Raw genomic sequence first — 19,029 nt, forward strand, 5'->3', positions numbered from 1 at the left:
TCCTCCGGTCGCAGGTTCTGGGCGCCCCCGTGTCGCGCGCTCGGTTCGCACGGACGGGCGAGACCAGGGCAAAGTCTACCGGCGACCCTCCTCGTCCTGTGGGGCCTCTCGGCGACGGGAGCGCGGAAGGACCCGCAGGGCGTCCCCTATGTCCGCGACTTCCAGGACCTTCATGCCCGGCGGGACCTTGCCCGGATCGGCCGGTACCAGGGCATGTGTGAAGCCCAGACGGTGGGCTTCGGCCAGTCTGCGCTGCACGCCAGTGACGCGTCTCACCTCGCCCGCGAGGCCCACTTCCCCGATCGCGACGAGGTTCTTGGGGAGAGGTGTGTCACTCGCGGCGCTCGCCAGGGCGAGGGCGACGGCCAGGTCGGCGGCCGGCTCCGACAGCTTCACACCGCCGACCGTCGCGGAGTAGATGTCCCTTTTGCCCAAGGCGCTGATCCGCCCGCGCTGTTCCAGCACCGCGAGCATCATCGACACGCGGGAGGTCTCCAGGCCCGACGTGGTGCGGCGCGGGGAGGGGATCTGCGAGTCGACCGTGAGCGCCTGGACCTCGGCGACCAGCGGGCGGCGGCCCTCCAGGGTGACGGTCAGGCAGGTGCCCGGGACCGGTTCGGCCCGGCGGGTCAGGAAGAGCCCGCTCGGGTCGGCGAGGCCCGTGATGCCCTCGTCGTGCAGCTCGAAGCAGCCGACCTCGTCGGTGGTGCCGTAGCGGTTCTTGACGCCGCGCACCAGACGCAGGCGGGCGTGCCGGTCGCCCTCGAAGTGCAGGACCACGTCCACCAGGTGTTCCAGCAGGCGCGGGCCCGCGATCGCGCCGTCCTTGGTGACGTGGCCCACCAGCAGCGTGGACATGCCGCGTTCCTTCGAGGCCCGGATGAGGGCGCCCGCGACCTCCCGCACCTGGGCCATGCCACCGGGCGCACCGTCGATCTCGGGGGAGGCCACCGTCTGCACCGAGTCCATGATCAGCAGCGACGGCTTCACGGCGTCCAAGTGGCCCAGAACCGCCGCCAGATCCGTCTCGGCCGCCAGGTACAGGTGGTCGTCGATGGCGCCGATGCGGTCGGCCCGCAGCCGGACCTGGCTCGCCGACTCCTCGCCCGTGACGTACAGCGTGCGGTGCTCGTCGCTCGCGGACTTCGCCGCGACGTCGAGCAGCAGCGTGGACTTGCCGACCCCCGGCTCACCCGCGACCAGCACCACCGCGCCGGGCACCAGCCCGCCGCCGAGCACGCGGTCCAGCTCGGGCACGCCGGTGGGGCGGGCGGTGGCCTGGCGTCCGTCCACCTGGCCGATCGGCAGGGCGGAGGTGGTGACCCGGCCCGGTGTCGTCGTACGCACCGCGGGCGCGCCGTACTCCTCGACCGTCCCCCAGGCCTGGCACTCGGGGCAGCGGCCGAGCCACTTCGCCGTCTGCCAGCCGCACTCCGTGCAGCGGTAGGACGGGCGGTCCTTGGTGGTCTTCGTACGGGCAGCCATGGACGGAACCGTAGCCGCAGGCACTGACATAGCGAGTCCCGGCCGGCGGCGGCCGGCTGCGCGCCAGGGGTCCGCCACCCCGCGCCGGCGGCGGAACAACCGGTTCATGTCCCCGATTGAGGGATCGTTTCACCCGTACGGATTAAATGTGCTCAAGCCGTAGGAAGGTGCCACTCCCGGCCCCCTACGGTCGCCGAATGATGAGCAGTACTCCGGACATCTCGACCCGCTCGACCCGCACGGCCGGCGCGCATCGGGCGCACCGGGAAGCGCGCGACCGCGGAGCGGCGCGCACGCTGGCGCAGCAGCCGCCCGCGCGCTACGAGCCGTACCTGGACGGCCTGTTCACCTACTGCCTGTCGGTGCTGTGTGACCACGAGGCCGCGACCACCGCCCTGGGCGACGTCCTCGCCCTCGCCGAACGCCGCGGCCGGCAGGCCCCCGAGGCACCCGCGGACCGCAGGGCCTGGTTGTACGCGCTGGCCCGCTGGGCGTGCCTGCGCAAGCTGGCCGAGGCCAAGCAGAAACGTCTGAGCAGCCACGCGGCGGGCCGCACCCACCGGCAGCGCGCCGACCGTCCGGCCGCCCCCGCCCCCTCCGAGGAGGTCCAGGAGCAGCGCCGTGACGAACTGGCCCTGCTGGCCTGGCCGGAGGCCGCAGGCACCACCCCGGAGCAGCGCGAGGCGCTCGAACTGGCCGTGCGCCACCACCTCGCCGCCCACGAGGTCGCCGCCGTCCTCGGCATGGACCTGGCCGCCGCCCGCGATCTGCTCGCCTCCGCCGCGTGCGAGGTGGAACGCACGCGTGCCGCCCTCGCCGTGGTCGAGACCGGGGCGTGCCCCAGCGTCGCGCACCTCGTCGGCGACGACCGGCTCGTCCTCGGCACCGCCCTGCGCCGCGAACTCGTGCGGCACGTCGACGACTGCCCCCGCTGCCGCCGCACCGCCGAGCGCGCCATCCCCGGGCGCTGGCCCGGCACCAGCGTCACGCCCGCCGAACTGCCCGTCCTGCCGGCGCCCCGCGCGGCCGTGCACATCGCCATGGCGCACCAGCCGCGCGCGCGGCACGCCGCTCCCCGCTTCGACCGGCGGGGCTTCCCGATGGACCCCAAGGACCACGCCGCCCGAAGAGACCGCCTCCGCGCGCGTGCCGTCACCACGACCGTCGTCGCCACCGTCGTGGCCGCCCCCGTGCTGGCCCTGTGGGCCGCCTACCGGGGCACCCCGATCGGCGAGGGCCAGGACGGCCGCTCGGCCTCCGCGCTCGAGGTGGACGACCCGTTCGGCCTGGACGGTGAGATGGCGGGCGGCGGCTACGAGAACACGGGCAACGCGAGCACCCGCCCCGGCCCCCGCTTCGGCAAGGACGGCAAGACCGACGTCTCCGTGGAAGTCATCGGCGTCGCCGGCGCGGGACGCGAGAGCGCCCTGGAGATCACGGCCGACAACAGCGGCGACACCACCCTGATCACCCTGACCGCGAGCGGCCCGGCACCGGTCCGCTGGTCGGCGTCCACGGGAGCCCCCTGGCTCTACCTCAGCCAGTCCTCGGGAACGCTCCGGCCGGGCGAGTCGTTGACGATCAAGGTGTACGTCGACCACCTGCGGGAGCCCGCCGGCCCCTGGCACGCGCAGGTGGCGGTCGCACCGGGGGGCGCCGTCGTCCACATCGAGGGCTACGGCACCGCGCCCACCCCCTCCGGCCCGGACCCCCGCCCCAGCGACCCGGGCGACCCGGTGCCGACCCACCCCGACCCGACGCCCACGACCTCCGCCCCGGACCCCGACCCGACGCCGACCACCCCGCCCCCGTCGAACGACCCGGACCCCACACCCACGCCGACGCAACCGGACCCGACCGCCCCGGAGGGCTCGACGCCACCGCCCTCGGACAGCGGCGACCCGAGCCCGGTCACGTCATAACCGGTCACGCCCCAGAGCCGGGACGATGCCCGGGACCCGGCCCTCAGGCCCTCGGAGCCGACCGGATGCGCGGGATCTCCGGCCCACAGGCCCTCGGAGCCGGCCGGATGCGCGGGACCCGGCCCTCAGGCCCCAGGGCCGCCCGGACCAGCGGGATCCGCGGGATGCGGTGCCAGCAGCGGCAGCTGCGAGGCCAGCCGCTCCTCGCACAGCTCGACCAGCCGGTCGTAGCCGGCCTTGCCCATCAGCTCGATCAGCTCGGGCCGGTAGGAGACGTACACGGGCTCGCCCGCGCCGTGCGCCGAGGTCGCCGACGTGCACCACCAGTGCAGGTCGTGGCCGCCCGGGCCCCAGCCGCGCCGGTCGTACTCACCGATCGACACCTGCAGCACACGGGTGTCGTCGGGCCGGTCGATCCACTCGTACGTCCGCCGCACCGGCAGCTGCCAGCACACGTCCGGCTTGGTCTCCAGCGGCTCGCGGCCCTCCTTCAGGGCGAGGATGTGCAGGGAGCAGCCCATGCCGCCCTCGAAACCGGGCCGGTTCTGGAAGATGCAGGAGCCCTGGAAGGGCCGCGTCTGCCGCTCGCCGTCCTCGTCTTCGGAGACCCAGCCGTTCCGCGTGCCCTCGGCGTGGTGCTGCCAGATGTCCGGCGTGAGCCTGGCCACATGCTCGGCGACGCGCTTCTCGTCGTCCTCGTCCGAGAAGTGGGCACCCAACGTGCAGCACCCGTCGTCCGCGCGGCCCGCCTGGATGCCCTGGCAGCCGCTGCCGAAGATGCAGTTCCAGCGAGAGGTCAGCCATGTCAGATCGCAGCGGAAGACCTGCTCGTCGTCCGCCGGATCAGGAAACTCCACCCACGCGCGAGCGAAGTCGAGGCCCTTCTCGTCGGAGTCCACGACAGCCGGTGATTTGTCGCGCTTCGCCTTTTTCGTCTTTGGCACGAGTCCAGGGTACGGGCCCCGCCACGGGCCTTGTACCCCCGCCGAGGACGGCGGACGGCCCACAGGGCGCTAGCGTTCCGTACATGAGACTCGGTGTCCTCGACGTGGGATCGAACACGGTGCATCTGCTCGTGGTGGACGCGCACCCCGGCGCGTGCCCGCTTCCCGCGCACTCGCACAAGGCGGAACTGCGCCTCGCCCAGCTCCTCGACGACGACGGCGCGATCGGCCCCCACGGCGTCGACCGGCTGGTCTCGGTGATCAAGGAGGCGCTCCAGGCCGCCGAGGACAAGGGCGTCGAGGAGGTCCTCCCGTTCGCGACCTCCGCCGTACGGGAGGCCCGCAACGCCGACGAGGTCCTGGAGCGCGTGCGCACCGAGACCGGCGTCGAGCTGCAGGTCCTCACCGGCTCCGAGGAGGCCCGGCTGACCTTCCTCGCCGCCCGCCGCTGGTTCGGCTGGTCGGCCGGGAAGCTGCTCGTCCTGGACATCGGCGGCGGCTCCCTCGAGGTCGCCTACGGCATCGACGAGGAGCCCGACGCGGCCGCCTCGCTGCCGCTGGGCGCCGGCCGCCTCACCGCCGGCTGGCTGCCCGGTGATCCGCCCGACCCGGAGGACGTCCGCTCCCTGCGCCGCCACGTCCGCACCGAGATCGCCCGCACCGTCGGCGAGTTCAGCCGCTTCGGCACCCCCGACCACGTCGTCGCCACCTCCAAGACCTTCAAGCAACTGGCCCGCATCGCCGGCGCGGCCCGCTCCGCCGAGGGCCTCTACGTCCAGCGCGAGCTCAAGCGGGAGTCCCTGGAGGGCTGGGTCCCGCGGCTGGCCGCCATGACGGAGCGGGAGCGCGCGGAGCTGCCCGGCGTCTCGGAGGGCAGGGCCGGCCAGCTCCTGGCGGGCGCCCTGGTCGCCGAGGCCGCGCTCGACCTCTTCGGCGTGGAGCGCGTGGAGATATGCCCCTGGGCGCTGCGGGAGGGCGTGATCCTGCGTCGCCTGGACCACATGGAGTCCGAGTAGGGCGAATCCCGGGGGGCCTAACGCTATGGCAAACACCACAACGGCCAGGAGACCCCCCACCCCACCCCGACCACACCCCGTAATCTGTCCTGCATGGCAGAGCCAGCCGTGAAGATCCCGGACGCGAAGGTCGCCCTGTCGACGGCCTCGGTCTACCCGGAGTCGACGGCCACGGCCTTCGAGATCGCCGCGCGCCTCGGCTACGACGGGGTCGAGGTCATGGTCTGGACCGACCCGGTCAGCCAGGACATCGAGGCCCTGCGCAGACTCAGCGACTACCACCAGATCCCGGTCCTGGCCGTGCACGCCCCCTGCCTGCTCATCACGCAGCGCGTCTGGTCCACCGACCCGTGGACCAAGCTCCAGCGGGCCCGTGCGGCGGCCGAGAAGCTCGACGCGAGCACGGTCGTCGTCCACCCCCCGTTCCGCTGGCAGCGTCAGTACGCCCGGGACTTCGTCGCCGGCATCTGGCGCATGGCGAACGAGACGGACGTACGGTTCGCCGTCGAGAACATGTACCCCTGGCGCTACCGCGACCGCGAGATGCTCGCGTACGCCCCCGACTGGGACGTCACCAAGGACGACTACCGCCACTTCACGATCGACCTCAGCCACACCGCGACGGCCCGCTCCGACGCCCTCGACATGGTCGACCGCATGGGGGACCGGCTCGGCCACGTCCACCTCGCCGACGGGCGGGGCTCGGCCAAGGACGAACACCTGGTGCCCGGCCGCGGCACCCAGCCCTGCGCCGAGGTGCTGGAGCGGCTCGCCCTGACCGGCTTCGACGGGCACGTCGTCATCGAGGTCAACACCCGCCGCGCGATGTCCAGCGCCGAGCGCGAGGCCGACCTCGCCGAGGCCCTGGCCTTCACCCGCCTGCACCTGGCCTCGGCGGTCAAGGTGCCCCGGCGATGACCGGCCGGCCCCCGGCGGGCAGCGCGTCCGGCACCACCGCCCGCCGCCGCGGCCGCCCCCCGCGCACGGAGTCCGCCGACACCCGCGACCGGATCCTGACCGCCGCCCGCGACGAGTTCTCCGAGCGCGGCTACGAGAAGACGTCCGTGCGCGGCATCGCCAAGTCCGCCGGGGTCGACTCCGCGCTCGTGCACCACTACTTCGGCACCAAGGAGCAGGTCTTCGAGGCGGCGATCACCCTGTCCTTCGGACCCGCCCTGCAGGCCCCGAAGGCCATCGAGGAGGGCCCGCTCGACGGGGTGGGGGAGCGGCTGGCCCGCTTCTTCTTCGGCATCTGGGAGAACCCGGCGACCCGCCCGCCGCTGCTCGCCATCGTCCGCTCCGCCCTCACCAACGACACCGCGGCCGCCGTCTTCCGGCGGATCATCGCCACCCAGGTGCTGCGCCGCATCGCCGTGCGGCTGGAGCTGCCGGACGCCGAGCTGCGGGCCGAGCTCGCCGCCGCCCAGCTCGTGGGCACCGCGATCCTGCGGTACGTCCTCAGGGTCGAGCCGCTGGCCTCGGCGGACCCGGAGCAGGTCATCGCGCGGCTGGCCCCGGTCGTCCAGGGACACCTGACCGATCCGTAAGGCCTGAGGGCGCTGTCGCGGATGCCGTCGTCCGAGACAGCCGTCCCGCATTCCGGACACTTCGTCCCGCCCACTGGATGACCGGCGTACGCTCGGTAGCAGTCAGAAATCTCCGAACTCTCTGACGCCGTCTTTGAAGGAGCGAGCGACGATGCCCGAGCTGAGGTCCCGCACAGTCACCCACGGCCGCAACATGGCGGGCGCCCGCGCCCTGATGCGCGCCTCCGGTGTACCGGGCGGCGACATCGGCCGCAAGCCGATCATCGCGGTCGCCAACAGCTTCACCGAGTTCGTGCCGGGGCACACGCACCTGGCGCCGGTCGGCCGGATCGTCAGCGAGGCGGTCGTCGCCGCCGGCGGCATCCCGCGCGAGTTCAACACCATCGCCGTCGACGACGGCATCGCGATGGGCCACGGCGGCATGCTCTACTCGCTGCCCTCCCGCGACCTGATCGCGGACAGTGTGGAGTACATGGTCGAGGCGCACTGCGCCGACGCCCTGATCTGCATCTCCAACTGCGACAAGATCACCCCGGGCATGCTGAACGCCGCCCTGCGGCTGAACATCCCGACGGTCTTCGTCTCCGGCGGCCCCATGGAGTCCGGCCGCGCCACCCTCGTCGACGGCACGGTCCGCACCCTCGACCTGGTCGACGCGATCTCCGACGCCGTGAACGACAAGATCTCGGACGAGGACATCCTCCGTATCGAGGAGAACGCCTGCCCGACCTGCGGCTCCTGTTCCGGCATGTTCACCGCCAACTCGATGAACTGCCTGACCGAGGCCATCGGCCTGTCCCTCCCGGGCAACGGCTCGGTCCTCGCCACGCACACGGCCCGCAAGCAGCTGTACGTCGACGCGGCGAACACGGTCATGGACATCACCCGCCGCTACTACGAGCAGGACGACGAGACGGTCCTGCCCCGCAGCGTGGCGTCCTTCGCGGCCTTCGAGAACGCCATGGCCCTCGACATCGCCATGGGCGGCTCCACCAACACGATCCTGCACCTGCTGGCCGCAGCCCAGGAGGCCGGTGTCTCCTTCGGCCTGGACGAGATCAACGAGGTCTCGCGCCGGGTCCCCTGCCTCGCCAAGGTCGCCCCGAACGTCGCGAAGAACCGCACGTACTACATGGAGGACGTGCACCGCGCCGGCGGCATCCCCGCCCTGCTCGGCGAGCTGCACCGCGCGGGCCTGCTCAACGAGGACGTGCACTCGGTCCACAGCCCCTCCCTCGCGGACTGGCTGAAGACCTGGGACGTCCGCGGCGGCTCCCCCTCCCCGAAGGCCGTGGAACTGTGGCACGCGGCCCCCGGCTGCGTCCGCTCCGCCGAGGCCTTCTCCCAGTCCGAACGCTGGGAGGCGCTCGACGAGGACGCCGAGGGCGGCTGCATCCGCTCCGCCGAGCACGCCTACTCCAAGGACGGCGGCCTCGCGGTCCTCAAGGGCAACCTGGCGGTCGACGGCTGCGTCGTGAAGACGGCCGGCGTCGACGAGTCCATCTGGACCTTCGAGGGCCCGGCGGTCGTCTGCGAGTCGCAGGAGGAGGCCGTCCAGAAGATCCTCACCCAGCAGGTCAAGGACGGCGACGTCGTCGTCATCCGCTACGAGGGCCCCAAGGGCGGCCCCGGCATGCAGGAGATGCTCTACCCGACCTCGTACCTGAAGGGCCGGGGCCTGGGGAAGACCTGCGCGCTGGTCACGGACGGCCGCTTCTCCGGCGGCACCTCCGGCCTCTCCATCGGCCACGCCTCGCCCGAGGCGGCCGCGGGCGGCACCATCGCCCTGGTGGAGGACGGCGACCGCATCCGCATCGACATCCCGAACCGCTCCATCGAACTGCTGGTGGACGACGCCGAACTGACCCGCCGCGAACAGGCGCTGAACGGCGTGTACGCCCCGAAGAACCGCGACCGCAAGGTCTCGGCGGCACTGCGCGCCTACGCGGCGATGGCGACCAGCGCGGACAAGGGCGCGGTGCGGGACGTGTCGAAACTGGGCTGACCCACCGCCGACTGACGCCGAGGGCCGCCTCCCGCTTGCCGGAGGCGGCTCTCGTGCGTGCGCGCTGCGTGCCGGGGGCGGCTCTCGTGCGTGGTGCTTGGTGGGCCCGCCGGCTACCAGGCCGCCGGGTCGTCCCCGTTCACGGCGAAGACCGTCCCGTCCTGCGCACCGCCGTAGACCCGGTCGCCCACGACCACGGGTTCGGGCAGCGCGGCCGGAATCCGGTCCGACCGGTCGCCCAGCCGGGGGGACGTCTGCCCGGCGACCTTCCCGCGCCGCGCGTCGACGGCGAGCAGCCGCCCGTCCGACGTCGTCACGTACACGTACCGGTCACCGGCGACCGGCGTGGAGCCTCGCATCGTTCCCGTCTCCAGATCCCACACCTGCGCACGCGCCTCGAGATCGACGGCCACCAACGACCCCCCGGTCCCCATGAGATAGGCCAGGTTCCCGCGCACGGCGCCATGGGCCTGCTGGAGGGGGACGGCGAGGGGCACCCGTCGGGTCTCACCCGTCTTCGGGGTGTAGCGGACCACGGCCCGCGCATCGCCGTACACCGCGTCGAGGGACAGGAGGAACACCGAACCGTCCGTCGCGTCGAAGGGCGTCAGCGTCCCGTCGAGCCGGACGTCCGAGCGCACGTCGCCCGTCTGCGGGTCGACCACGGTGAGCCGGGTGCTCCGCCCGTCCTCCGACGCGCCGGCGAGGTACGCCAGCGGATCACCGCCGAACGTGGCGAAGTACGGCATCTCATGGCCGGGGATCCGGTGGCTCCAGCGCACGTCACCGGAGGCGCCGTCCACACCGGTGACCTTTCCGTCGGCACCCGTGACCAGGAGCATGCCGCCGGCGTGCACCGCACTTGCGGCGCCGGGTGTGTCCCGCTGCCAGCGCACCTCGCCCGAGGCCGGATCGAGTGCCTCCAGGTGACGCGCCTGGTCCGGCGAGGGCTGTACGAGTCCACCGACCGGCACCGGCGGCTCCCCCCGGGGCCCCTTGCCGACGGGGTGCCGCCACAGCAGGTGCCCGTCGGACGGATCCAGGGCGAAGACCAGTCCGGACCTGGCACAGAGCAGCCGTCCCGCCCCGTGGGAGCACAGGGGTGCGCTGTCCCCGGCCGCCGGTGTGGTCTGCCACCCGCTGAACGCGGCGGACGTGGTCCGCGGGGAGGCGGGCCGTGGTGGGCCGCCGTCATCGTCGAGCAACGGGAGCGAGGCCAGGGCGCCGACGACGGCCAGGCCGAACGCCCCGGTTGCCAGGGCCGCCCGCCTGCCGAGCCGCAGCCCCCTGCCACGACCGGCTGGCCCCGCACGACCTGCCGGCACGGCACGATCGGCCTCCATCGCAAGACCGGCTTGCAGCGCGCGATCGGCCGCCACCGCGCGACCGGCCTCCCCCTCATGGACGGGGCTCCCGGCGGGCGACCGCAGACCTTCGGTGTCCCAGGTCCGCTGGGCCGGTATGAACGTCTGCGTGTCGTACGAGGCGGCCACCGACCGCAGCTCCCGCATCAGTTCGTCAGGCGTCGGCCGCTCCTCCGGCTCCTTCGCGAGACACCGCAGCACCAGCGGCGCCACCTCGTCCGGCACACCGGTCAGGTCGGGCTCGTCGTGCACCACCTGGTACGCCACGATGTACGGGCTGTCGGAGTCGAACGGCCCCTGCCCCGTGGCCGCGTGCACCATCACCGACCCCAGCGCGAAGATGTCGGCGGCCGGACCCACCTCGCGCGGGCGCCGGAACTGCTCGGGCGCCATGAAGGGCGGCGTGCCGATCAACCTGCCGGTCTCGGTGCGCAGTTCACTGTCCACCGGCCGTGAGATGCCGAAGTCGATGACCTTCGGTCCGTCGTCGGCGAGCAGGACGTTGCTCGGTTTCAGATCCCGGTGGACGACCCCGGCGCGGTGGATGTCCCGCAGTGCCTCCGCCAGCCCCGCCATCAGACGCCGCAGTTGGGCCGGCTCCATGGGGCCGTTCCGCTTGACGTGGTCGGACAGGGTCGGGCCCGGGATGAACAGCGTGGCCATCCAGGGCCGTCCACCGTCCGGGTCGGCGTCGACGACGGGCGCCGTGAAGGCGCCGCTCACCCTGCGCGCCGCCGCCACCTCCTGCCGGAAACGCCCCCTGAAGTCGGGGTCCTTGGCGAACTGGGCGTGCACGACCTTCACCGCGAGCTTCATCCCGGAGGTACTCCGGGCCAGATGCACGACACCCATCCCGCCCGAGCCCAGACGGGACTCCAGACGGTAGTGGCCGGCGTATTCGGGAAGTTCCGCTTCCGCGCCCGCTCCGGCATTGCGCTGTGGCGCCATGGAACCACCCCCGTGCTGTCCGTCCGCGCGCGCGACGCACGGAGCCTAGTCGAAGACTCGTACGGGACAGAGGCGGCTTGCTAGCCTCCACGCACGAGTTGCGCACATGTGTCTCATGGTGTGACTCGGGGGAATCAACAGCACCCCATGGCGTCGGCCACGGGGCTCAACGGGGGAGAACACATGTCTGTCGACCATGTCGAGGAACTCGAGGGAGCAAGCGAGGGCGAGACGGCCACCATGGCGGCGTCGGGCCTGCGCTCGTACGCCGTCGCCCCGGGCGTCCGCCTGAACGTCCGCAGCGGACCCGGCACCGGCTACGGCATCGTCCGCGTCCTGCCCGAGGGAGCCAGGGTCACCATCTTCTGCCAGCGCCCCGGCACCACGGTGGCGGGCCCGTACGGCAGCTCGAACATCTGGGACAACATCGACGACGGCGAGTACGTCGCGGACGCCTACGTGAACACCGGCAGCGACGGCTACGTCCGCCCGCGCTGCTCCTAGCCCGCACAGAGCCCGCGGCCGGCAAGGGTGATAATCGTCCCGTGAGTGCAGAAGACAGCACCCGTGTCACCCCCGCGGGCTCCAGTGCCGACGCCCCCGGCCCCCGCCCCGAGCCCCTGCGCTTCTTCGGCACGGCCTGGCTGAACCACGACGACGGCTACACGCCCCGTCGTATCGCGGTCGCCGTCGGCTCCCTCGCCATCGCGGCCCTCTCCTGCCTCGTCCTCCGCCTCGCCTACCAGGGCCTGCAGATCGCCGCGATCGGCGGCTTCGTCACGGTCCTCATGGTCGCGATGTTCGCGATCTGCAGCGCGATGGCCTTCCGCCACACCTGGGCCGGCTTCACCAGCCGCCCCGACCCCGAGCGCCAGGCTTCCCTGCGCGGCCTCCTGACCGTCGGCTTCGTCGGCTCCCTCCTCGCCTACTTCCTCCGCTCCCTCACCGAGGCGCCCGGCGAGAAGCTCCACCGCCAGGAGTACGAAGAGGCGCGCAAGCAGTACGAGAAGCGCACGACCCGCCGCTCGGGCAACCCGAAGAACCGCCGCCGCGCGTAGCCGCCACCAGCGAGGCCCTGCCGTCTACCGCTCCGCCACGATGCGCTCGACCGCCGCCGTCACCAGCTCTTCTCGCTCCGCCTCGGTGAAGACGTCCGGCAGCGTGAGCTGCTCGACGATCAGCCAGTTCAGGGTCAGCATGAGCAGCTTGACGGCCATGGCGTCGCCGGGGAGGCCGGAGGCCTCGTGGTACGCGACGTTGGCATCGACATCCGCGCGGACCCGCTCGGTGAGGACCTTGCGCAGCTCGGGACGGCGCGTGGCCTCGAGGCGCAGCTCGAGCAGGGCGAGGTACCCGGTGCGGAACCCGGCGACGCGGCCGACGAGCTCCCGCATCAGCACCACGTAGGCCTCCCGGTCGTGGCCGGCCTCCCGCTGGCGGGCGATGGTCGCGTCGTCGGGCTGGAGCCGCTCGTAGACCCGGGCGCCGGCCTGGGTGAGGAGGTCGTCCCGGTTGGCGAAGTAGTTGGACGCGGTCCCTGCCGGCACGGCGGCCTCGGCGTCCACCGCCCGGAACGTCAGACCCCGTGCACCCTCTCTGGCCAGCACCTCGATCGCCGCGTCGACGAGCGCGGCACGCCGCTGGTCGTTCCGTCGCACCATTGACACCACTCCAGATGTAGTACTACTTTCAAACCACTTCAAGGAGAGTACTACGTATGGAGTTATCAGGGATGCGAAAGCTCGTGTACTACATCGCCGTCACGCTCGACGGCCGCATCGCCGGCCCCGACGGCGAGTACGACTTCTTCCCCGCCGGCGACGAACGGCAGAGCACCGCCTACAGCGCCTGGGTCAACACCCTGTACCCCGAGACGGTCCCGACCGCCTACCGCGCCGCCGTCGGCCTCGCCGACACCCCCAACCGGTACTTCGACACCGTCGTCATGGGCTTCGGCACCTACCGCGCTCCCTTCGAACACGGGGTCACCAGCCCTTACGCGCACCTGCGCCAGTACGTGGTGTCCAGCACGCTCCGACCCGACGCCGACCCGGCCGTCACCGTCGTCCCGGGCGACCCGCTCGGCCTCGTCCGCGCACTCAAGCAGGAGGAGGACTCCGGTCTGAACGTGTGGCTCTGCGGCGGCGGCAAGCTCGCGGGCGCCGTCCTTCCCGAGATCGACGAACTGGTCGTCAAGAACTACCCGGTGGTCGCCGGCGCCGGAGTACCGGCGTTCGACGGCGCCTTCGACCCCACCGTCTTCGACGTCGCCGAGCGTACTGCCTTCCCCAACGGCGTCACCCTCACCCGCCTCGTCCGCCGCTAGCCCCCCTGCGCTCTCGCCGCTGCTCGCAGGGGCTCCCTGCGGCGCCGCCCGCCCTGTCCTTCGGCCGAGCGACGGGCTTCGCGGTCACGGCCCGGTGTGGGGCGTCGGCGATCCCCGTTCCCCGGCCGAACAGCCCTACCGTTCGGCCCACTTCGGCATCCGCTCCGGCAACGGCGCCTCGCCCGACGGGACCCGCCCGGCCCCGCCGATCTCACCGAAATCTCACCGCACCTCACCCCGCCCCCGGCCACCATGGCCGTATGACCACACCTCCCTCCGCCCACCACCCCACCGGAGCCCACCCCACCCCCGAAGCCCCTGACGACACCCCCCAGCCCCCTGACGACACCCCCGAACCCCCCGGCGAGCACTCCATCCCCGCACCCGCCCGAACCGCCCGAGCCCACTCCTTCAACGCCGCCGCGGCCCAGTACGCGGCCAACCGCCCCTCCTACCCCCCGGCCCTCTTCGACGCGATGGAAGACCTGACCGGCCGCCCCCTTGCCGGCACCCGCGTCGCGGATATCGGCGCCGGGACCGGCATCGCCACCGCCCTCCTGCACGCGAGGGGCGCGAACGTCATCGCCGTGGAACCCGGCGACGGCATGGCGGCCCAGTTCCGCCGCACCCTCCCGGGCATCCCGATCGTCCGCGGCACGGGCGACGACCTCCCCCTCGCCGACGACTCCGTCGACCTCGTCACCTACGCCCAGGCCTGGCACTGGACCGACCCCGCCCGCGCCGTCCCGGAAGCCCTGCGCGTCCTGCGCCCCGGCGGCGCCCTCGCCCTGTGGTGGAACACCGACGCCCTCGACGTCCCCTGGATCGCCGAGGCCGCCGCCCGCACCGAGCGCCACTTCGGCATCGACGTCTCCGCCGAGAAGCGCAACGTCAACGCCCGCGCCGCCGACCCCACCGGCCTCCTTGACTTCACCCGCCGGACGGTCCGCTGGAGCCGCCGCGTCCCGGTCGACACCCACCTCGCCAACATCGGCAGCCACTCGGTCTTCCTCGTGCACGACCCGGAGAGCACCGCGTCGTTCCTGGCCGAGGAACGCGAACACCTCCTGCGCACCTTCCCGGACGGTTTCGTGGAGGAGGTCTACGAGGTCGTCCTCTTCCTCGCCGGGACCCGGCCTGACGCGCACCCGCCCGCGAAGGCAGCACCACGGGCGGCTTGACGCGCCCGATCCCCGGGAGCATTATTCATCGCATGATGAATAATGCTCCCGGCTCACCACGCCCGGGCCCCGCCCCCGACCGTGCCCCGACACCGGCCACGCCGACCGACCACACCCCAGCCGTCCACGCCGAGAACCTCACCGTCGTCCGCGGCCCCCGCACGGTCCTGCGCAACCTCGGCTTCACCGTCCCCCGAGGCCAGATCACCGGCCTCCTCGGCCCCTCCGGCTGCGGCAAGTCGACCCTCATGCGCGCCCTCGTCGGCACCCAGGCCAAGGTCACCGGCACCCTCGACGTCCTCGGCCACCCCGCCGGCCACCCCGCCCTGCGCACCCGCATCGGCTACGTCACCCAGGCCGCGTCCGTCTACGACGACCTGACGGTCCGGCAGAACCTGGACTACTTCGCCGCGATCCTCGACCCCGGCCGGGCAGCGGCCGACCGCCGCGCCGAAGACGTCGCCCGCGCCATAGCCGACGTCGACCTCACCACCCACGCCGACTCCCTCGCCGGCAAGCTCTCCGGCGGCCAGCGCAACCGCGTCTCCCTCGCCGTCGCCCTCCTCGGCGCGCCCGAACTCCTGGTCCTCGACGAACCGACCGTCGGCCTCGACCCGGTCCTGCGCCGCGACCTGTGGCACCTCTTCCACGACATCGCGACCGGCCGCGGCGCCACCCTCCTCGTCTCCTCCCACGTCATGGACGAAGCCGAACGCTGCCACCGCCTCCTCCTCATGCGCGACGGCGAACTCCTCGCCGGGAGCACCTCCCGCCAGGCCGCGGGAGACACCCCCGACGCCCTGCGCACCCGCACCGGCGCCGACACGGTCGAGGAGGCCTTCCTGCAGCTGGTGGACGAAGCGAAGGCAGCAGCCCGCACGAAGGAGACGACCCGATGACCACCCCGACGACCCAGACCGCTCCGGCGACCCCGGCCACCAGGCCGCCCGCCCCACCCCGGGCCCTCAACGCCTCCCGCACCACCGCCACCGCCGCCCGGGTCCTGCGCCAGCTCACCCACGACCCCCGCACCATCGCGCTGCTGGTCCTCATCCCGTGCGTGATGCTGTTCCTGCTGCGCTACGTCTTCGACGGCAGCCCCCGCACCTTCGACAGCATCGGCGCGTCCCTCCTCGGCATCTTCCCGCTCATCACGATGTTCCTGGTGACGTCCATCGCCACCCTGCGCGAACGCACCTCCGGCACCCTCGAACGCCTCCTCGCCATGCCGCTGGGCAAGGGCGACCTCATCGCCGGCTACGCCCTCGCCTTCGGCGCGCTGGCGATCATCCAGTCCGCCCTGGCCACGGCCCTCGCCGTCTGGTTCCTCGGCCTCGACGTCACCGGCAGCCCCTGGCTCCTCCTCCTGGTGGCCCTCCTCGACGCCCTCCTCGGCACGGCCCTCGGCCTCTTCGTCTCGGCCTTCGCCGCCTCCGAGTTCCAGGCGGTCCAGTTCATGCCGGCCGTGATCTTCCCGCAGCTCCTCCTGTGCGGCCTGTTCACCCCGCGCGACACCATGCACCCGGCCCTGGAAGCCCTCTCCGACGTACTCCCCATGTCGTACGCCGTCGACGGCATGAACGAGGTCCTGCGCCACACCGACATGACCGCCACCTTCGTCCGGGACACCCTGATCGTCGCGGGCTGCGCCCTCCTGGTCCTGACCCTGGGCGCCGCCACCCTGAGGCGCCGGACCGCGTAGCCGCCCGACGAGACATCCCGCCCAGCGGACACCCGAGCCGTCCCCCACTCCCCGGTGCGAGGATGGACCCCGGACGACGCACCCTTCGGAGGCACCCCGCGCCATGACCCAGAAAGTCGCAGTCCTCGGCACCGGCAAGATCGGCGAAGCCCTGCTCAGCGGAATGATCCGCGCCGGCTGGACCCCGTCCGACCTCCTGGTCACCGCGCGCCGCCGGGAACGAGCGGAAGAACTCCGCACCCGCTACGGCGTCACCCCGGTCACCAACGCCGAAGCCGCCAAGACCGCCGACACCCTGATCCTCACGGTCAAGCCGCAGGACATGGGGACCCTCCTCGACGAGCTCGCCCCGCACGTCCCCGCCGACCGCCTGGTCATCAGCGGCGCCGCCGGCATCCCGACGGCCTACTTCGAGGAGCGCCTCGCTCCCGACACCCCGGTCGTTCGCGTCATGACGAACACGCCCGCCCTCGTCGACGAGGCGATGTCCGTCATCTCCGCGGGCACCCACGCCACCGCCGACCACCTCACCCACACCGAGGAGATCTTCGGCGCCGTCGGCAAGACGCTCCGCGTCCCCGAGTCCCAGCAGGACGCCTGCACCGCCCTTTCCGGCTCCGGCCCGGCCTACTTCTTCTACCTGGTCGAAGCCATGACCGACGCCGGCATCCTCCTCGGCCTGCCCCGCGACAAGGCCCACGACCTGATCGTCCAGTCCGCCATCGGCGCCGCGACGATGCTCCGCGACAGCGGCGAACACCCCGTCAAGCTCCGCGAGAACGTCACGTCCCCCGCCGGCACGACGATCAACGCCATCCGCGAACTCGAGAACCACGGCGTACGGGCCGCCCTCATCGCCGCTCTCGAAGCCGCCCGCGACCGCAGCCGCGCCTTGGCCTCCGGCAACAACAGCTGAGCACTGGGGGCGGGCCCGCAACCCGCCCCCACAGCGGCGTCACCTCACACCGCCACCACGGCCCCGGCCGCCTCCGTCACGGCCGGCAGCAACCCGATCGCGCGGTACGCGGCATCCACCGTCGGCCGGGCCATCCCCCGAGCCCGCGCCGCCCCGTCCCGCAGCACGCCCTCCACATGACCGGGATCGGCACACAGCTCCTTGTGCCGCTTCTGCAACGGCCGCAGCACCTCGACCACAGCCTCGGCGGTGTCCTTCTTCAAGGCCCCGTACGACTCGTACGCACCACTCAACCGCTCCGGCTCCCCACCCGTGCACGCCGCGAGGATCTCCAGCAGATTCGCCAGCCCCGGCCGGGCCTCCCGGTCGTACACGACCTCCCGCCCGCTGTCGGTCACGGCCCGCATCACCTTCTTGCGCACCACGTCGGGCTCGTCCAGCAGATAGACGATCCCCGGCCCCACGTCGTCACTCTTGCCCATCTTGGACGCCGGGTCCTGCAGGTTCATCACCCGCGCCGCCACCTCCGGCCGCGTGGCCCGGGGCACCACGAACGTGTGCCCGTACCGCTGGTTGAACCGCACGGCGATGTCCCGAGCCAGCTCCACATGCTGGCGCTGATCGTCCCCGACCGGCACCGCGTCGGCCCCGTACGCCAGGATGTCCGCCGCCATCAGCACGGGATACGTCAGCAGCGACAGCCGCACGCTCCCACCCCGCCGCTGCTCCCGCGCGGCCTTCTCCTTGTACTGGATCATCCGCCGCATCTCACCGTCGGTGGCCACGCACTCCAGCACGTACGACAGCCGGGCGTGCTCGTCCACATGGCTCTGCACGAACACCGTGCACAGCCCCGGATCCAGCCCGGCCGCCAGCAGCAAGGTCGCGCACTGCCTACTCAGCCTGCGCACCCGCGCGGGATCGTGGTCCACGGTCAGCGCATGCAGGTCGACGACACAGAACAAGGCCTCCGCCTCGTGCTGGTCCACGGCAGCCCACCGCCGCATGGCCCCCAGATAGTTCCCCAGCGTCAGATGCCCCGTCGGCTTGACCCCGCTGAAGACCCGTGTCATCTCTCCTCCACCTCCCGGTCGGGACCACCGCCCCGGGCGGCCGCCCCTCCGCGGTTCCAAGAGGGAGAAACGAAAACGGCCGCCGAAGCGGCGGCCGTTGAGTGCATACGTGAGCACGGCCGCCCTCAGGCGGCCCACCACAGCTGGGTGCACGTACGCGTCGTCATGCAGCCCAGGCTACGCCCCGGGAGAGCTGTCCGCCCCTGGTTTGACACGCCCTACCCCCATCCGTAGTGTTCTCCGAGTTGCCCGACGTGAGCGCCGACTCCGGTCGGTCCCCGGGCAGCCACTCCGCAGGTACTCACCACTTTTCGATGTGCAGAACATCTGTCGTCGCTTCATTGGTATGTGTATTTGCGGAATGAGGAATCCACGTTCGAAAGGACGCGGCCCCCGATTCGCTCGGGAGCCGGGGAATCCGCTAAAGTCTCACTCGTCGGAACGGCCCAACAGCCGCAAAGACAAACCCCGCTGACCGGGGATCAGGCCCGAAAGGATCTGATAGAGTCGGAACCGCCGGAAAGGGAAACGCGGAAGCGGGAACCTGGAAAGCACCGAGGAAATCGGATCGGAAAGATCTGATAGAGTCGGAAACGCAAG

17 protein-coding genes are annotated in these 19,029 nt (G+C 72.3%); 12 read left to right on the plus strand and 5 right to left on the minus strand.

The genetic code is table 11. The features are described from left to right. Nucleotides 1–75 precede the first annotated feature (75 nt). The gene (radA, locus tag AB0B29_RS28655; protein WP_234850027.1) at nucleotides 76–1,485 is read right to left on the minus strand and encodes a DNA repair protein RadA; all 1,410 of its coding nucleotides are present in this window, start codon (nucleotides 1,483–1,485) and stop codon (nucleotides 76–78) included. Between the two features lie 197 nt (nucleotides 1,486–1,682). Between radA and AB0B29_RS28660 the strand changes: the two genes are divergently transcribed. After that, a complete protein-coding gene (locus tag AB0B29_RS28660; RefSeq protein ID WP_362244338.1) occupies nucleotides 1,683–3,407 on the plus strand; it encodes a BACON domain-containing protein in 1,725 nt (574 codons plus the stop codon). Between the two features lie 125 nt (nucleotides 3,408–3,532). Here AB0B29_RS28660 and AB0B29_RS28665 read toward each other — a convergent pair whose 3' ends face one another. Further along, nucleotides 3,533–4,351: a hypothetical protein gene (locus AB0B29_RS28665; protein WP_362244339.1), complete on the minus strand. Its 819-nt coding sequence runs from the start codon at nucleotides 4,349–4,351 to the stop codon at nucleotides 3,533–3,535. 83 nt (nucleotides 4,352–4,434) lie between these two features. On the opposite strand from AB0B29_RS28665, the gene AB0B29_RS28670 reads away from it, so the two are divergent. The 4 genes from AB0B29_RS28670 to ilvD all read left to right on the plus strand — a co-directional run bounded on the left by AB0B29_RS28670 (nucleotide 4,435) and on the right by ilvD (nucleotide 8,919). After that, nucleotides 4,435–5,367 carry a Ppx/GppA phosphatase family protein gene (locus AB0B29_RS28670; protein ID WP_362244340.1) on the plus strand — a complete coding sequence of 311 codons (933 nt, stop codon included), beginning with the start codon at nucleotides 4,435–4,437 and terminating at the stop codon, nucleotides 5,365–5,367. A gap of 93 nt (nucleotides 5,368–5,460) precedes the next feature. Further along, a complete protein-coding gene (locus tag AB0B29_RS28675; protein WP_351627451.1) occupies nucleotides 5,461–6,285 on the plus strand; it encodes a sugar phosphate isomerase/epimerase family protein in 825 nt (274 codons plus the stop codon). Then, entirely contained in the window at nucleotides 6,282–6,914 is a 633-nt protein-coding gene (locus AB0B29_RS28680; protein WP_362244341.1) for a TetR/AcrR family transcriptional regulator, read from the plus strand. Before AB0B29_RS28675 ends, AB0B29_RS28680 begins: the two co-directional genes overlap by 4 nt. A gap of 151 nt (nucleotides 6,915–7,065) precedes the next feature. Then, complete coding sequence (gene ilvD / locus AB0B29_RS28685) at nucleotides 7,066–8,919, plus strand: dihydroxy-acid dehydratase (protein ID WP_362244342.1); 1,854 nt, start codon at nucleotides 7,066–7,068, stop codon at nucleotides 8,917–8,919. Nucleotides 8,920–9,032: 113 nt separating this feature from the next. Here ilvD and AB0B29_RS28690 read toward each other — a convergent pair whose 3' ends face one another. Continuing rightward, nucleotides 9,033–11,231, minus strand: coding sequence for a serine/threonine-protein kinase (locus tag AB0B29_RS28690; RefSeq protein ID WP_362244343.1), 2,199 nt, complete (start codon nucleotides 11,229–11,231; stop codon nucleotides 9,033–9,035). Nucleotides 11,232–11,414: 183 nt separating this feature from the next. Between AB0B29_RS28690 and AB0B29_RS28695 the strand changes: the two genes are divergently transcribed. Continuing rightward, complete coding sequence (locus tag AB0B29_RS28695) at nucleotides 11,415–11,735, plus strand: SH3 domain-containing protein (protein WP_362244344.1); 321 nt, start codon at nucleotides 11,415–11,417, stop codon at nucleotides 11,733–11,735. A gap of 41 nt (nucleotides 11,736–11,776) precedes the next feature. Continuing rightward, nucleotides 11,777–12,289, plus strand: coding sequence for an EamA/RhaT family transporter (locus tag AB0B29_RS28700; protein WP_362244345.1), 513 nt, complete (start codon nucleotides 11,777–11,779; stop codon nucleotides 12,287–12,289). A 24-nt stretch (nucleotides 12,290–12,313) separates the two neighbouring features. Here the strand turns inward: AB0B29_RS28700 and AB0B29_RS28705 are convergent, their stop codons facing one another. After that, nucleotides 12,314–12,892: a TetR/AcrR family transcriptional regulator gene (locus tag AB0B29_RS28705; protein WP_362244346.1), complete on the minus strand. Its 579-nt coding sequence runs from the start codon at nucleotides 12,890–12,892 to the stop codon at nucleotides 12,314–12,316. Between the two features lie 71 nt (nucleotides 12,893–12,963). Here AB0B29_RS28705 and AB0B29_RS28710 point away from each other — a divergent pair, with 71 nt between their 5' ends. The 5 genes from AB0B29_RS28710 to proC all read left to right on the plus strand — a co-directional run bounded on the left by AB0B29_RS28710 (nucleotide 12,964) and on the right by proC (nucleotide 17,356). After that, nucleotides 12,964–13,557 carry a dihydrofolate reductase family protein gene (locus tag AB0B29_RS28710; protein WP_362244347.1) on the plus strand — a complete coding sequence of 198 codons (594 nt, stop codon included), beginning with the start codon at nucleotides 12,964–12,966 and terminating at the stop codon, nucleotides 13,555–13,557. Between the two features lie 260 nt (nucleotides 13,558–13,817). Further along, nucleotides 13,818–14,738: a class I SAM-dependent methyltransferase gene (locus tag AB0B29_RS28715; RefSeq protein ID WP_362244348.1), complete on the plus strand. Its 921-nt coding sequence runs from the start codon at nucleotides 13,818–13,820 to the stop codon at nucleotides 14,736–14,738. Between the two features lie 32 nt (nucleotides 14,739–14,770). Beyond that, on the plus strand, nucleotides 14,771–15,637 hold the full coding sequence (locus AB0B29_RS28720) for an ABC transporter ATP-binding protein (RefSeq protein WP_362244349.1): 867 nt from the start codon (nucleotides 14,771–14,773) through the stop codon (nucleotides 15,635–15,637). Then, nucleotides 15,634–16,440, plus strand: coding sequence for an ABC transporter permease (locus AB0B29_RS28725; protein ID WP_362244350.1), 807 nt, complete (start codon nucleotides 15,634–15,636; stop codon nucleotides 16,438–16,440). The genes AB0B29_RS28720 and AB0B29_RS28725 overlap by 4 nt, the downstream gene beginning before the upstream one ends. Before the next feature lie 103 nt (nucleotides 16,441–16,543). Then, nucleotides 16,544–17,356 (plus strand): pyrroline-5-carboxylate reductase, encoded by an 813-nt coding sequence (gene proC, locus AB0B29_RS28730; protein WP_362244351.1) that lies wholly within the window; start codon nucleotides 16,544–16,546, stop codon nucleotides 17,354–17,356. A gap of 44 nt (nucleotides 17,357–17,400) precedes the next feature. On the opposite strand, the gene trpS is transcribed toward proC, so the two are convergent. Next, a complete protein-coding gene (trpS, locus tag AB0B29_RS28735; protein WP_362244352.1) occupies nucleotides 17,401–18,429 on the minus strand; it encodes a tryptophan--tRNA ligase in 1,029 nt (342 codons plus the stop codon). Nucleotides 18,430–19,029 lie beyond the last annotated feature (600 nt).

The organism is Streptomyces tibetensis (assembly GCF_040647715.1).
Taxonomy (GTDB): Bacteria; Actinomycetota; Actinomycetes; order Streptomycetales; family Streptomycetaceae; genus Streptomyces; species Streptomyces tibetensis_A.